This window comes from Occallatibacter gabretensis (assembly GCF_001449115.1).
In the GTDB taxonomy this organism is placed as follows: domain Bacteria; phylum Acidobacteriota; class Terriglobia; order Terriglobales; family Acidobacteriaceae; genus Telmatobacter; species Telmatobacter gabretensis.
In genome coordinates, this window is sequence record NZ_LAIJ01000009.1 from 1762662 (window position 1) to 1777403 (window position 14742).

Below are 14742 nucleotides of genomic sequence, written 5' to 3' on the forward strand. Positions count from 1 at the left end.
ACGATCAGCGGGCCTAGCATGAGAGCATGGTGGGCATGGCCTTCATCTTGTTGAGCGGAAGCTGGATGCTGATATTCCTAGTGCTTGGAATGTATGCTCTCATCTTGTGTGCGCCAATAGTTCTAATCGTCTGGTTTGTTAAAAGGTTCAAGGCTCGTTAGATATCGATCGCGATTGCAAACTCCACACAACTTAGCCGTCACGCTAGTTGCATTCCTGGTTCCGGTTCTGTATTATCAATAGATGTGTCCGGGGTGTTTCTTCGGACAGTCAATTTCACTACGGCATTTGGGCTTCTAGTTGTTGAGACAACGGAAGTTGTCTCCGGCGAAGTTCCCTGAAAAGGGCTGGCAGATGCGGTGGGAGACGAGGGAAGAATGGCAAAGAAAGCCAGCAAGAATATTGCGAAGTCGCGTGCTGCTGTAACGGCCGATGTCTACGCGCTGCCGGATGCGGTCAGCCTCCTGCAGAAAGTCAAGTTTGCAAAGTTTGATGAGACGGTGCAGGTTTCGCTGCGCCTGGGTGTGGATACGCGCCATGCGGACCAGATGGTTCGTGGCACTGTGGTTCTGCCTCATGGCCTCGGCAAGACCAAGACCGTTGCTGTGATCGCCACCGGCGACCGCCAGAGGGAAGCGCAGGAAGCAGGCGCGGATTTTGTGGGCGGCGAGGAGATGGTAGAGAAGATCCAGAAGGAAAACTGGACCGATTTTGATGCGCTGATCGCCACGCCGGACATGATGAAGGTGGTCGGTCGGCTGGGTAAGGTGCTCGGTCCCAAGGGCCTGATGCCGAATCCGAAGACGGGCACGGTGACCACGGATGTGGCCGCGGCTGTCAAGGAGATCAAGGCCGGTAAGGTGGAGTTCCGCGCGGACAAGACCAGCCTGGTGCATGTTGCGGTGGGCAAGCTGAGCTTCTCTGCTGAAAAGCTGGTGGACAACGCCAACACGGTGGTTGCGGCTGTGGTTCGCGCCAAGCCTTCAGCGGCCAAGGGCAAGTACATCAAGAGCCTGACGTTGAGCTCGACGATGGGCCCCGGCGTTCCGCTGGATACGGCTACGGCTGAGGCGTCTGGCAAGCACTAAGGCAGAGATCAGGGGTCAGAGATCAGGGATCAGGGATCAGTTGGTTGATCACCTCGTTTACTTTGTGCTCTGATTCGACGGTTTAAGAACGGGATTTGCAAGAGCGCCAAGATGGCGCAGCAGGAACAGGACAAGTTGGTGGGATTAGTTTGCTGATCCCTGATCTCTGACCCCTGATCCCTGTCGAGCGGAGCGAGACATATGGCAATTTCGAAGGCGAAAAAGGCGGCAAAGGTTAAGATTCTGACCAAGGAGTTGGAGTCTTCGACGACCGCGATCATTGGCACCTTTGCCAAGCTGACAGTGGCGCAGGATTTCGAGCTGCGCAAGGTGGTGCGCGAAGCGGGCGGCAAGTACCGCGTGCTGAAGAACAAGCTGGCTCCAATTGCCGGCAAGGGCACCAAGGTTGAGGACGCGCTGAAGGGTCTGAAGGGCGTGAGCGCCGTGGCGTTCACCTCGGGCGATCCGGTGGCGCTGGCCAAGGGTTTCGCAAAGTGGGTCGGCAACAACGCAGAGTTCCAGTTCAAGCTGGGCATTGTGGATGGCGAGCTGCTCACGGTGGAAGAAGTGAAGGCTCTGGCGACTATGCCGGGCAAGGAAGAGATCTTCTCGAAGCTGCTGTACCTGATCAATGCTCCGGCGCAGCGGTTGGCCACGGTGATCAATGCCACCGGGCGCGACCTGGCGGTAGTTTTGAACCAGGGCGTGGAGAAGGAAAAGTTTCAGGCGGCATAGCTGCCGCCAGTTATTAGCTTGTAGCTCGTTTGCGGGAGCACCGGCAAAGTCGGTTCTGCGAAGACAAAGCTAAAAGCTGGTGGCTAGAAGCTGAAAGCTGTTTTTAAGGGTTTAGGCAGGAAGACATTCAGAAGGGGCGCTTGTCTGGCGCATCGGAACTCTTCTGAATTGAGCTTGCTGCCGGGGAAAGACAAAATCAAAGGTTGGAGAAGAGAAAATGGCGATTCGTCCAGAGTTAATTGAAGAGATTGTCAGCCTGAGCCTGCTGGATGCGGCGGCTCTTGTGAAGGAGCTTGAAGAGAAGCTCGGCGTTTCGGCGGCAGCAGCGGCCCCTGTGGTTGTGGCTGGCGGCGCAGCGGCTGGCGCAGCTCCGGTGGTTGAAGAGAAGACTGAGTTCCAGGTCATTCTCAAGGATGCCGGCGCGAACAAGATCAACACCATCAAGGCCGTTCGTGAAGTTACTTCGCTCGGTCTGAAGGAAGCCAAGGACCTGGTCGATGGCGCGCCGAAGGCACTGAAGGAGAGCGCGACCAAGGATGAGGCTGAGGCCATCAAGAAGAAGTTTGAAGGCGTGGCCACGGTCGAGATCAAGTAGTTCTCGATCCCTCGAAAGTTGCAAGCCCGGAAAAGACGCGCTACAATCATGATTGCGCGTCTTTCCGTTCCTTTTCAGGATTTTTCCCGAAATCGAACGGAACCGGGCGCTGTTTTTTCGAGGTGGTTTGCGGGTTTTGAGCGGATTTCCGTTGTCGTAGGACGTGCCAAGCGTTTCCGGCGGCGGGATAAAGCGGAAGATTCAAGCGCTTTGCGGGCAATGGTTTAGCTGATAATTGCCAGGCGAAGCGCCGACGGGTCGGCGGCGAAGCGAAGCGGGTTTTTGAACAGGCGGAAGCGGGTATTTTGAGAATTCGAATGGGAGCATAGGCAACGAGCCGCGCTCGTGAGGCATCGCGTCCTCACGGGCTTTTCGTGTCTCTCATCTCTGTGGGTTGCTAAAATCCACCCCCGACGCTCTTTTAAGATGAGCGTTCCCTTCTTCCGGATGTGCGCAGTCTAGCGCACCTGTCAAATGCCCGGCAATGGCCGGCTGTGAATTTTCCGCTCCTCCATGCCCGTATTGGCACTTGGCGAGGATGCCCCGGCGTGTTTGGCCGGGGGTGAGCAGGATTGGGCCGAATCCCAGCAGTGAGCTGGCTTGGATTTTGGCCTGGATGGCAGCAACGATACGAATTTGCTGGTTCGCGATGAGACTCACGCGGCCGGCCCGGATGAAACATCAGGCCAAGCCCAGGTCAGGCGTTTCGCTCCGGCAATGACAAGAGCCTCATGGAGTGACTTCATGCCAAACGAGAAGCGCGCGATTCGCAGCCGGCTCGATTTTTCCAAGATTCCCACTGCAACCCAGATTCCTAACCTGATTGAAGTGCAGCGCCGTTCCTATGAGCGGTTCCTGCAGATGGACAAGCTGCCGAACGAGCGCGATGACTCGGGTCTGCAGTCTGTGTTTACGTCGGTCTTTCCGATCACCGATTTCCGCGGCATCTCGCAGCTTGATTTCGTGGATTTCTCGATCGGCAACTGGGAGTGCAAGTGCGGCCACCTGAAGGGCCTGCATCACCTGCGTACCGCCTGCTCGAACTGCGGCAACATGGTTATCACCGATCCGTTCCACTCCGGCGATGTGCTGTGTACCAAGTGCGGTCACTACAACAAGAACACGCCGGACTTTTGCAACAAGTGCGGCGACCCGGTGAGCCTGCAGTTGAAGTACGACCAGCAGGAGTGCGAAGAGCGCGGCATGACGTTTTCCGCGCCGCTGAAGGTCACGGTTCGCCTGACCATCTATGACAAGGACCCGGAGACGGGGACCAAAACGATCCGCGACATCAAGGAGCAGGAAGTTTTCTTCGGCGATATTCCGTTGATGACGCCGAACGGCACCTTTATCGTGAACGGCACGGAGCGCGTGATTGTTTCACAGCTGCACCGCTCGCCGGGCGTCTTCTTTGAAACGGCGAACAACCGTACCTACTTCCTGGGCAAGATCATTCCTTACCGCGGATCGTGGGTGGAGTTTGAGTTCGACCAGAAGAGCACGCTGTATGTCCGCATTGATCGCAAGCGCAAGTTCCTGGGCACGATCTTCCTGCGCGCGCTGGGTCTGAAGAGCGATGAAGATATTCTGAAGACCTTCTACACGGTCGACAGGATGACGATTGCCGACGGCAAGATCTTCTGGACAGTGAAGCCGGAAGGCGCAACGCATCTGACGGGCGCCAAGCCCGCGCACGCCGTTCTGCACAAGGGCGAAGAGATTGCTCACTCGGGCCGCAAGGTGACGGCGCATACCCTGAAGGCGATTCGTGCGGCCGGTATTGAGAAGGTTGAGATTGAGCAGGCGGAGCTCGATGGCACGCTGACGGCTGCCGACGTTGTCGATACGACGACGGGTGAGGTTGTTGTTGAAGCTAACGTGGAGTTGACTGCTGACCGCCTGCACAAGATTATGTCGAGCGGCGCGGCGAGCTTCGAGGTCTTCTTCCCCGAGCGCGACGATGTAGGCAACATCATTACGAACACGCTGCGGCGCGATGCGATTCGCAAGCCGGAAGAGGCGCTGATCGAGATCTACCGCAAGCTGCGTCCGGGCGACCCGCCGACGCTGGATACGGCGACTGCGCTCTTTGAGGGCATGTTCTTCGATCCGCGCAAGTACGACTTCTCGCGCGTGGGCCGTTTGAAGTTCAACATCAAGCTCCACGAGAACCAGGAGTACACGCCGCTCGATCACCGGACACTGACGGCGGATGACTTCTATTCGACGATCCGCTACCTGTTGAAGCTGCGCAAGAACATCGGCATCGTGGACGACATCGATCACCTGGGCAACCGCCGCGTAAGAGCGGTGGGCGAGCTGATGGAGAATCAGTTCCGCATTGGCCTGGTGCGCATGGAGCGCGCGATCAAGGAAAAGATGAGCGTGTATCAGGAATTGAATACGGCAATGCCGCATGACCTGATCAACGCGAAGCCTGTGATGGCGGCGATCCGAGAATTCTTTGGTTCTTCGCAGCTTTCGCAGTTCATGGACCAGACCAATCCGCTTTCCGAGATCACGCACAAGCGGCGTCTGTCGGCACTTGGACCGGGCGGTCTGAGCCGCGAGCGCGCGGGCTTTGAAGTTCGCGACGTTCACCCGACGCACTATGGCCGCATCTGCCCGATCGAGACGCCGGAAGGTCCGAACATCGGCCTGATCAGCTCGCTGAGCTGCTTTGCGCGGATCAACGAGTACGGCTTCATCGAGTCGCCTTACCGCAAGGTGAAGGACGGCATGATCCTGGACTACGTTGAAATCGTCAATGCGGGCGAGAGCGGACTGCGCGTCGGCGATCACATCGACAAGGAAGAATCGATCAAGCTGGCTGCCAGCCTGAAGAAGGCCAGCAAGCGGACGATCGATACGATTCCGTACAGCTTTTATCTTTCCGCATGGGAAGAGGATAAGCACACCATCGCGCAGGCCAACATTGAGTTCAATGACGAGGGCGTAATCACCGAAGATCTGGTGAACGCGCGCCGCCAGGGGAACTTTGTGCTGGTGAGCAAGGCTGAAGTCGACTACATCGACGTTTCACCGAAGCAGCTTGTTTCGGTTGCGGCATCGCTGGTGCCGTTCCTGGAGCATGACGACGCAAACCGCGCACTGATGGGCGCGAATATGCAGCGCCAGTCGGTGCCGCTGCTGGTGGCCGAGGCTCCGTTTGTCGGAACCGGCATGGAAGGCGTGACGGCGCGCGATTCAGGCGCGGTTGTGCTGGCCAAGCGTAACGGCATTGTTGACTCGGTGGACTCTGAGCGCATCATCGTGCGTGTCGAAGGCGAGCATCATCCCACGCAGCTTTCGCGTGAGGTGGGTTCGGACATTTACACGCTGATCAAGTTCAAGCGTTCGAACCAGAACACGTGCATTAACCAGAAGCCCGTGGTGCGCGAAGGTGATCGCGTGCTGAAGGGTCAGGTGATTGCCGACGGACCTTGCACGGAGCAGGGCGAGCTGGCGCTGGGACGCAACGTTCTTGTGGCGTTCATGCCCTGGCGCGGTTACAACTTTGAGGACGCGATCCTGATCAGCGAAAAGCTGGTGCGCGAGGACTACTACACCTCGGTGCACATCGAAGAGTTCGAGATCGAGGCGCGCGACACGAAGCTGGGACCTGAGGAAATCACGCGCGACATTCCGAACGTGAGCGAGCACTCGCTGCGCGATCTGGATGAGAGCGGCGTGATCCGCATCGGCGCACAGATCAAGCATGGCGACATTCTGGTGGGCAAGGTTACGCCGAAGGGCGAAACGCAGCTGACGCCGGAAGAGAAGCTGCTGCGCGCGATCTTCGGCGAAAAGGCCGGCGATGTGCGCGATGCTTCACTGACCTGCCCTCCGGGTATCGAGGGAACGGTTGTGGATGTTCGCATCTTCAGCCGCAAGGGCCAGGAGAAGGATGAGCGCGCCAAGCAGATTGAAACGGAGTACGTGTCCAAGCTCGAAAAGAACCTGGGCGACGAAATCCGCATTCTGACGGACGAGCGTTTGAAGCGTCTGGAAGCAATTCTGGGCGAGAAGGTGGTTCTGGCCGACCTGCACGACGAGCGCACCAACAAGCGTTTGTTGACAAAGGACGCGATCCTGGACCGCGAGACGATCGAGCGCATCTCGACGAAGAATCTGAAGCGCATCCGCTATGCCGATAAGGACCCGCGGGTAAACGAGCAGATCGACGAGATCGAAGAGATGACCTCGCGCCAGATTGAAGTGCTGCGCAAGATCACGAACGAGAAGATTTCGAAGCTGGCGAAGGGCGATGAGCTCCCGCCGGGGGTGATCAAGCTTGTGAAGGTCTACGTTGCAATGAAGCGCAAGCTGAGCGTGGGCGACAAGATGGCAGGCCGTCACGGCAACAAGGGCGTGATTGCGCGCATTCTTCCGGAGGAAGATATGCCGTACCTGCCCGATGGCACTCCGGTGGAGATTGTGCTGAATCCGCTGGGCGTTCCTTCCCGTATGAACGTGGGTCAGATTCTGGAGACGCACCTTGGTTGGGCTGCTGCAGGGCTGGGCAAGAAGATTGCCGCGCTGCTGAAGCAGAACAGCGATGCGAATTTCATTCGCGAAGAGGTGAAGAAGGAGTTTGCAGGCACGGCGACGCTGCGGCAGCTGCTTGAGCTCGACGACGAGATGCTGCTTCGCGTTGTGGCTGGTATGGAGAAGGGCATCTGGTTCGGCACGAACGTGTTCGACGGCGCGCAGGAAAGCGAAATCAAGGCGCTGCTGACGGCTGCGGGTCTTCCGACCTCCGGCAAGACGGCACTCTTTGACGGCATGACTGGCGACGAGTTTGAACAGCCGGTGACGGTGGGCTACATCTACATGCTCAAGCTCTCGCACCTGGTGGACGACAAGATCCACGCTCGTTCGATCGGACCGTACTCGCTGATTACGCAGCAGCCTCTGGGCGGCAAGGCGCAGTTCGGCGGACAGCGCTTCGGCGAAATGGAAGTGTGGGCGCTCGAAGCATACGGCGCTGCATACATCCTGCAGGAACTGCTGACGGCGAAGTCGGATGACGTGTATGGCCGTACGAAGATTTACGAGGCCATTGTGAAGGGCGAAGCGGCGATTGAGCCGGGCGTCCCTGAGTCGTTCAACGTGCTGATTCGCGAGTTGCAGTCGCTATGCCTGGACGTGGAGCTGATTAAGCGCGCGGACCTTATTCGCAAGGCCCCGGCGCCTGAACTGCCTGCGGTTGCTGACTAACTGATTGGTATCCCACCCTGGCCGCAAGAACAAAAACGCGGCGAGGGTGGGGCACCCTGAAGTCGTTGAGTTTTCGGGTTCTTCTTAAAGCGGTGAAACAAGCCGCTTTCCCGGGAGAGAAGAACCTTTAAAAAAGTCCCGGGAGTTGCCGCGGCAGAGCAAAAACACGCCTGCCAGGGAGGGTCACCTTGTTCCGATCGAACCCATTTGAGCTCACCAGCCCGATTACCGATTTCGACGCTATCCGCATCATGCTCGCATCGCCGGAGAAGATCCGCAGCTGGTCGCATGGCGAAGTGACGAAGCCGGAAACCATCAACTACCGCACCTTCAAGCCGGAGCGCGATGGCCTGTTCTGCGCGCGCATCTTTGGTCCCGTGACGGACTGGGAGTGCCTGTGCGGCAAATACAAGCGCATGAAGCACCGCGGCGTGATCTGCGACAAGTGCGGCGTGGAAGTGACCGTAAGCAAGGTGCGCCGCGAGCGCATGGGCCACATTGAGCTGGCTTCGCCCTGCTCACATGTGTGGTTCTTCAAGGGCCTGCCTTCGCGCATCGGCCATCTGCTCGATATTTCATTGCGCGACCTCGAAGGCATTCTCTACTTCGAGTCGTATGTTGTTGTCGATCCGGGCGACGCGCCGGTGCGCGAGCGCGAGATCATCAAGGACGAGCTGAAGTTCCGCGAGCTCGATCAGCAGTTCCGTCCCTCGGGCTTCAAGGCCATGATGGGCGCAGAGGCGATCAAGGAGCTTCTAAAGCGCGTGAACGTGGAGGAGCTGGCCGTTGAGCTGCGCGACCGCATGAAGACCGAGACGTCCGCGCAGAAGAAGATCAAGTACGCCAAGCGGCTGAAGGTTGTGGAGGCATTCCGCAAGTCTTCGAACAAGCCGCAGTGGATGATTCTCGATGTGCTGCCGGTTATTCCTCCAGAGCTGCGCCCACTGGTGCCGCTGGATGGCGGCCGCTTTGCCACGTCCGATCTGAACGATCTCTATCGCCGCGTCATCAACCGCAACAACCGGTTGAAGAAGCTGATGGACCTGCACGCGCCTGAAGTGATTGTGCGCAACGAAAAGCGCATGCTGCAGGAAGCTGTGGACGCGCTGTTTGATAACGGCCGCCGTGGCCGCGTGCTGCGTGGCGCAAACAACCGCCCGCTGAAGTCGCTGAGCGATACGCTCAAGGGCAAGCAGGGCCGTTTCCGCCAGAACCTTCTGGGCAAGCGCGTGGACTACTCGGGCCGTTCGGTGATCGTTGTGGGTCCGGAGCTCAAGCTGCACCAGTGCGGTCTGCCGAAGAAGATGGCGCTTGAGCTATTCAAGCCCTTCATCTATCACCGCCTGGAACAGACGGGCCACTGCACCACCATCAAGCAGGCCAAGGAAATGGTGGAGATGCAGGAGCCGGTGGTGTGGGACATCCTTGAAGAAGTCATCAAGGACCACCCGGTACTGCTGAACCGCGCCCCAACCCTGCACCGCCTGGGCATCCAGGCATTTGAACCGGTGCTGGTGGAAGGCAAGGCAATCAAGATTCACCCGCTCGTTTGTACCGCGTTCAACGCGGACTTCGACGGTGACCAGATGGCCGTGCACATTCCGCTGTCGCCTGAGGCGCAGATTGAAGCCAGCGTGCTGATGCTCGCCTCGCACAACATTCTTTCGCCGGCGTCAGGCCAGCCGATTACCGTGCCCACGCAGGACATGGTGCTCGGACTGTACTACCTGACCAAGGAAAAGAAGGGCGGCAAGGGCGAAGGACGCACTTTTGCGAACGTGGAAGAAGTGCTGATGGCGCTTGAAGCGAAGGAGCTGGAGACGCTTTCGCCGATCCGCCTGCGCTACACGGGCAAGGTGCTGGACATGACGACGGCGTACGACGATCAGGATCTGACGCACACCGAGCCCGTCGAGTTCAACAAGGAATATATCTCCACGACCGTGGGCCGCGTGATTCTGAACGACGCGCTGCCGCCGGGAATGCCGTTCATCAACGGCCTGCTCAAGAAGAAGGGCATTGGCCAGCTGGTGAACTACTGCAACCAGAACCTCGGACTCGAGGTAACGGTGCAGATGCTGGATCGCATCAAGTCGCTGGGCTTCAATTACGCCACGAAGTCAGGCCTCTCTGTGGGCCTGGACGACATGGTCATCCCGGCGTCGAAGTACACCGTGGTGGATGAGGCCGATCAGAAGGTGATCGAAGTTCAGAAGCAATACCTGGACGGCGCCATCACCAACGGCGAGCGTTCAAACAAGGTCATCCAGATGTGGTCGACTGTCACCGACAAGGTGGCGGACGAGATGTTCAACAACATGAAGCGTGCCGACCAGGAAGGAGCCATGAATCCGATTTACGTCATGGCCGACTCCGGCGCTCGTGGTTCGAAGCAGCAGATTCGTCAGCTCTCGGGCATGCGCGGACTGATGGCCAAGCCTTCGGGCGAGGTTATCGAGACGCCAATTACGTCAAACTTCCGTGAAGGCCTGACAGTGCTCGAGTACTTCATCTCGACGCACGGCGCGCGTAAGGGTCTGGCCGATACGGCGCTGAAGACGGCCGACTCGGGCTACCTGACGCGGCGTCTTGTGGACGTGGCGCAGGACGTGATTGTGACCGAGTATGACTGCGGCACGCGCGAAGGCATCGATGTGGGCTCGATTGTTGAGTCCGGTGAAATCATCGAGCCGCTGCGCGACCGTATCATCGGCCGCGTCTCACTCGAGAAGATCAAGGACTACGACGGCAACGTGGTGATCGACATCAACGGCGCCATCGATGAGGATTCCGCCTCGGCGATTCAGGGCGCAGGTGTCGAGAAGGTGAAGATCCGCTCAGTGCTGACTTGCGAGTCCAAGCGCGGCGTTTGCGCTCTGTGCTATGGCCGCAACCTCGGCTCAGGCCGCATGGTGGAGCTTGGCGAGACTTGCGGCGTAATCGCGGCGCAGTCGATCGGCGAGCCGGGCACGCAGTTGACCATGCGTACCTTCCACGTGGGCGGTACGGCCAGTCGTGTGCAGGACCGTTCACGCCTTGACGCGAAGAACAATGGCAACGTCCGCTTCATCAACCTGAACACGGTTGAGGCTAAGGACGGCGCACTGGTGGCGATGAACCGCTCCGGTTCGATTGCCATCGTGGACGATCGCGGACGCGAGAAGGAGCGCTACCAGGTGGTTTACGGCGCGCGCTTCCTTGTGAAGGACGGGCAGAAGGTTGCACTGGGCCAGCAGTTGGCCGAGTGGGACCCGTACACCTACTCGATCCTGACCGAGATCGGCGGCACGGTAACGTTCAAGGACCTTCAGGAAGGCATCACGCTGAACGAAGAGGTCGATGAAGTTACGGGTCTGTCGCGCTGGGTTGTGGGCGACTCACCGGATGAAAAGCGTCAGCCCTCGTTTGTGGTCAAGGGTGCGAAGGGCACCAAGCGTTATCTGCTGCCGAAGGGCGCGCACCTTATGGTGCAGGATGGCGACGAGATGGGTGCCGGCGACGTGCTTGCGAAGATTCCGAAGGAGTCGACGCGCACCAAGGACATCACGGGCGGTCTGCCGCGCGTGGTCGAGTTGTTCGAAGCCCGCAAGCCGCGCGAAACCGCGATCATCAGCGAGATCGATGGCGTGGTTCGCTTTGGCGAAGTGCAGAAGGGCCAGCGGAAGATTTACGTCACCGCCGACAACGGCGATGAGCGTGAATACTCCGTGCCCCGCAATATCTACGTCAACGTTCAGGAAGGCGAGCGTCTGCGCGCCGGCGACCCGCTGATGGATGGGCCGCTGAACCCGCACGACATTCTCGACGTGCTGGGCGAGCAGGAACTGCAGAAGTACCTGGTGAACGAAATCCAGGAAGTCTACCGTCTGCAGGGCGTGGCTATCAGCGACAAGCACATTGAAGTGATTGTGCGCCAGATGCTGCGCTGGGTCCGCGTGGATGAGGTGGGTGATTCGAACTTCCTGCTTGAGCAGCAGGTGGATCGCTTCCGCTTCAAGGAAGAGAAGGACCGCGTGGAGAAGGAAGGCGGTCGTGCTCCTTCTTCTCACCCGCTGCTGCTGGGCATTACGAAGGCGTCGCTCTCGACGGATTCGTTCATCTCCGCGGCCAGCTTCCAGGAGACAACGCGCGTGCTGACGGAGGCTTCCATCAACGGAGCCATCGATAACCTGCGCGGCCTGAAGGAGAACGTGATCGTGGGACGCTTGATCCCCGCGGGCACGGGCCTGGAGTACTACCGCAACGTGCAGCTTTCGCCTGAGCTTGAAGAGGCGGCGGCTCGCGTACAGCAAGAAGTAACGGCGGAGATCGAAGCCGCGGAGCGCGAACTGGAGCTGATGCGCCAGGAAGGCGAAGCGGAAGAGATGGCGGCAGAGTAAGCGCTGCTCCGATCAACGCAGGAAACTAAAAAGGCCCGGCAGAGATGCCGGGCCTTTTTTATTACAGCAAGTTCTGAAACGCGTAGAGCTTTGAAATGCGTTGAGCAATATTTAGTCCGGATACGACTCGCCGGTGCGGACGATGCGGATCTGATGATCCGTGAAGACGCCGTGGCCGCCGGGCAGCGTGACTTTGGGCATGTGGCACGTGACGCATTTTGTCTTGCTTACCGGGCAGGTCTTTGGCGCTGCAGCAAGGGCTGTTTCTTTTACTTCACCAGCCGCCGCATGTGACCCACCTGTCGCGTGGCAGGCCAGGCATTTCGCATCATAGAACTCGACACTGGTGCTCTCAGGCTGGTGCGGATCATGGCAGGCGACGCAGCTGATTCTGCGATCCGTTCCAAGAAAGCATCTGCTGTTTGCCAGCCTGTAGGGCTGGAAGCGCACATCCGCTTCCCCATGCCAGTGGTTGCGCACGACCGTATCCCATGTGCGATGGCATTGCCCACAAAATTCTGAAGTTTCCTCGGCGTTCATGGTCTTCAATGATCTTGGGCGGCTGGCAAAGTTACCGTGCAGCGCATCCTGCATGTGTTGATCGGAGCCCTGATGGCAGCGTTCGCATCCCAGACCGAGGCTGAGCCGGTCAAGAGTCAGTTTTTCGCCTTCAGTGGCATGTGTGGCGTGGCAATTGAAGCACTGCAATAGCTCCCATTGCGAAACCTTGCGGCCAATAGCGTCAGGGACGCTCTGCGGCTGGAGATTTTCATCGCCGGGCGTAGCGGCCAGGGCCTGTTCCCGGTGGAAGTAGCTCACCGCGCTCTCGTAGAAGGTTCCGTCTTTCTCAAGTACCCAGGTCTGGGAGTGCTGGCCGAAGATCCAGCGAACAGGCAATGTAAGAGAGTCTTTACCGTCTGAAACGGTGTAGGTGCTCTCGGCGCCTTTGGTTTCGATGGCATAGGAGTAAGGGCCCACCTGCGCATGAAGGCTTGGATGGGATTTCAGAACCGGATCAGAGCCCTCTGGCTCAAGTGCATGCTGCATGCCAGCGTGTGAATAGGATGAAACCACTTCCGCATGGCATTGAGCGCAGCCCGCGGCCGGAGTCGTTGCATTTGTGGAACTGGATGTACGCGAACCCGCCATTGCCGTTCCGCTCCAGCGCATGCCGCTCAGCAGCAGGAGCAATGCTGCGATAGCCGCAGTCGCGAGCAATATGCGCAGGCTACTTTTCCAGGCGGAGGCAAGCCATGCGCTCACGATACTCGTCCTCCCTTCGTCCGGTGCGGGAGTAGAGTGCGGCCATCGCCATATGCGCTTCAAGGTTGTTAGAGTCGCGCGACAGCACCTGGTTCAACAGCCCCTCGGCGCGCTTGTCATCGCTTGGTCCAGTTCCGGTTTCAATCAGGCATCTGCCCAGCGCAATCTGGGCCATCTCCAGATCCGGCTTCTGCTCCATGGCTTTCTCTGCTTCTGGCCTGGCCTCGGCAAAGCGTCCGGCAATCATCAATGTGAAGGCCAGCACGGCGCGCGCATAGCCGTTGTCCGGCATGGCTGCTACTTCATTGCGGATGGCGTCGATAGCGAGATTGGAGCGGTCGCGATAGAGCAGCGTTGCGTAGAAGAGATAGAGCTGGGGCGAAGAGGGATATTGCGTAAACAGGGTATTGAACAATCTTCCGGCCCCTTCATTGTCGCCGGAGAGAAAGGTGTAAGTTGCCCTGCCAACATCTTCCAGCATGGGCCGTTGTTGCGCAGGCACCTCGCTCATCAGTATTGCCGTTCTGGTTCCAACCAGCCCCAGGCCCGCCAGGAGATCTGGATTTTCGATGTGGCGATCGGCAAAAAACTGGTACTGCTTCATCGCGTCATCAAAGCGTCCGGCGCGCGTAAGCAGTTGAGCATAGTGGAAGCGAATGATCTGCTCGTTGTGCGGATCGTTGGCAGCGCCATGCAAGACAGCCTGCTCTAGATCACGCAGCGCGTCGTCATAAGCGCTGGATTCAAACTCGCTCAATCCCCGCAAAGCCATGACTGGCGGCACGCCGGGCTGAAGCTTGAGAAAGCTGGTGAAGGCCGCAGTCGCATTTGCAAATTGATCGGATTCGTAATTGAGTAACCCGAGATAAAACCAGCCCTCTGCCCAATCCGCTTTCTGCTGCACGGCCTGATGATAAAGACTGATCGCAGCGGGCAGATTTCCGGAGTTGCGAGCAGCGGTAGCGCGCTGCGGCAGATCATCTACCGATGCAGCGCCCTGCGCGCTCAGGCGCAGCGGACTGATGAAGATCAGCGTGCAGAACAAAGAGAGCGCAAAAAGTCTGACGCAAAGATGGAATGACCGTGAACCGCCCTTGGAGCGAATGGATACACTAATGGCGTGAAGGGCAATGGGGGATTCGTCAGTCATGTTCGTCCGTACTCGAAGATCTGCGAACAGGCGAGTCTTTTTTATAGAGACGAAACATCCCTGAGAACGGTTGCATATCGATGCCACAATACGATTCAATAAGCGTAAACTGCGAAATCTCCAGTAATAGTGCGGCTTTCGTAAAACCTATAAGCATTCGCTTCGTCTAATAAAATTACCCTCGTGCAATACTTAGAGTTAAGACGAAGTTTCAGAAGATGAACGAGGCGATCTCTTCTTTGAATCTTGAAAAGAGGAATCAGAAGCTCTTACATATCTTTGCTTTTTCGAATTTGATACGCCCAGGCACTG

Annotated in this window: 7 protein-coding genes; 5 read left to right on the forward strand and 2 right to left on the reverse strand. The window is 58.2% G+C overall.

Translation table 11 applies throughout. The features are described from left to right. Positions 1-377 precede the first annotated feature (377 nt). From rplA to rpoC, 5 genes are all read left to right on the forward strand, one after another. Positions 378-1088: a 50S ribosomal protein L1 gene (rplA, locus tag VO84_RS13695; protein WP_058188156.1), complete on the forward strand. Its 711-nt coding sequence runs from the start codon at positions 378-380 to the stop codon at positions 1086-1088. Between the two features lie 201 nt (positions 1089-1289). After that, positions 1290-1823 carry a 50S ribosomal protein L10 gene (rplJ, locus tag VO84_RS13700; RefSeq protein WP_058188157.1) on the forward strand — a complete coding sequence of 178 codons (534 nt, stop codon included), beginning with the start codon at positions 1290-1292 and terminating at the stop codon, positions 1821-1823. A 217-nt stretch (positions 1824-2040) separates the two neighbouring features. Further along, complete coding sequence (gene rplL / locus VO84_RS13705) at positions 2041-2418, forward strand: 50S ribosomal protein L7/L12 (RefSeq protein ID WP_058188158.1); 378 nt, start codon at positions 2041-2043, stop codon at positions 2416-2418. Between the two features lie 744 nt (positions 2419-3162). Beyond that, on the forward strand, positions 3163-7638 hold the full coding sequence (rpoB, locus tag VO84_RS13710) for a DNA-directed RNA polymerase subunit beta (protein ID WP_058188773.1): 4476 nt from the start codon (positions 3163-3165) through the stop codon (positions 7636-7638). Positions 7639-7826: 188 nt separating this feature from the next. Beyond that, positions 7827-12017, forward strand: a complete 4191-nt coding sequence (rpoC, locus tag VO84_RS13715) for a DNA-directed RNA polymerase subunit beta' (RefSeq protein WP_058188159.1) — start codon at positions 7827-7829, stop codon at positions 12015-12017. 111 nt (positions 12018-12128) lie between these two features. On the opposite strand, the gene VO84_RS13720 is transcribed toward rpoC, so the two are convergent. Then, complete coding sequence (locus VO84_RS13720) at positions 12129-13280, reverse strand: multiheme c-type cytochrome (RefSeq protein WP_058188160.1); 1152 nt, start codon at positions 13278-13280, stop codon at positions 12129-12131. Then, on the reverse strand, positions 13246-14430 hold the full coding sequence (locus VO84_RS13725) for a tetratricopeptide repeat protein (RefSeq protein ID WP_058188161.1): 1185 nt from the start codon (positions 14428-14430) through the stop codon (positions 13246-13248). The genes VO84_RS13720 and VO84_RS13725 overlap by 35 nt, the downstream gene beginning before the upstream one ends. Positions 14431-14742: the final 312 nt, after the last annotated feature.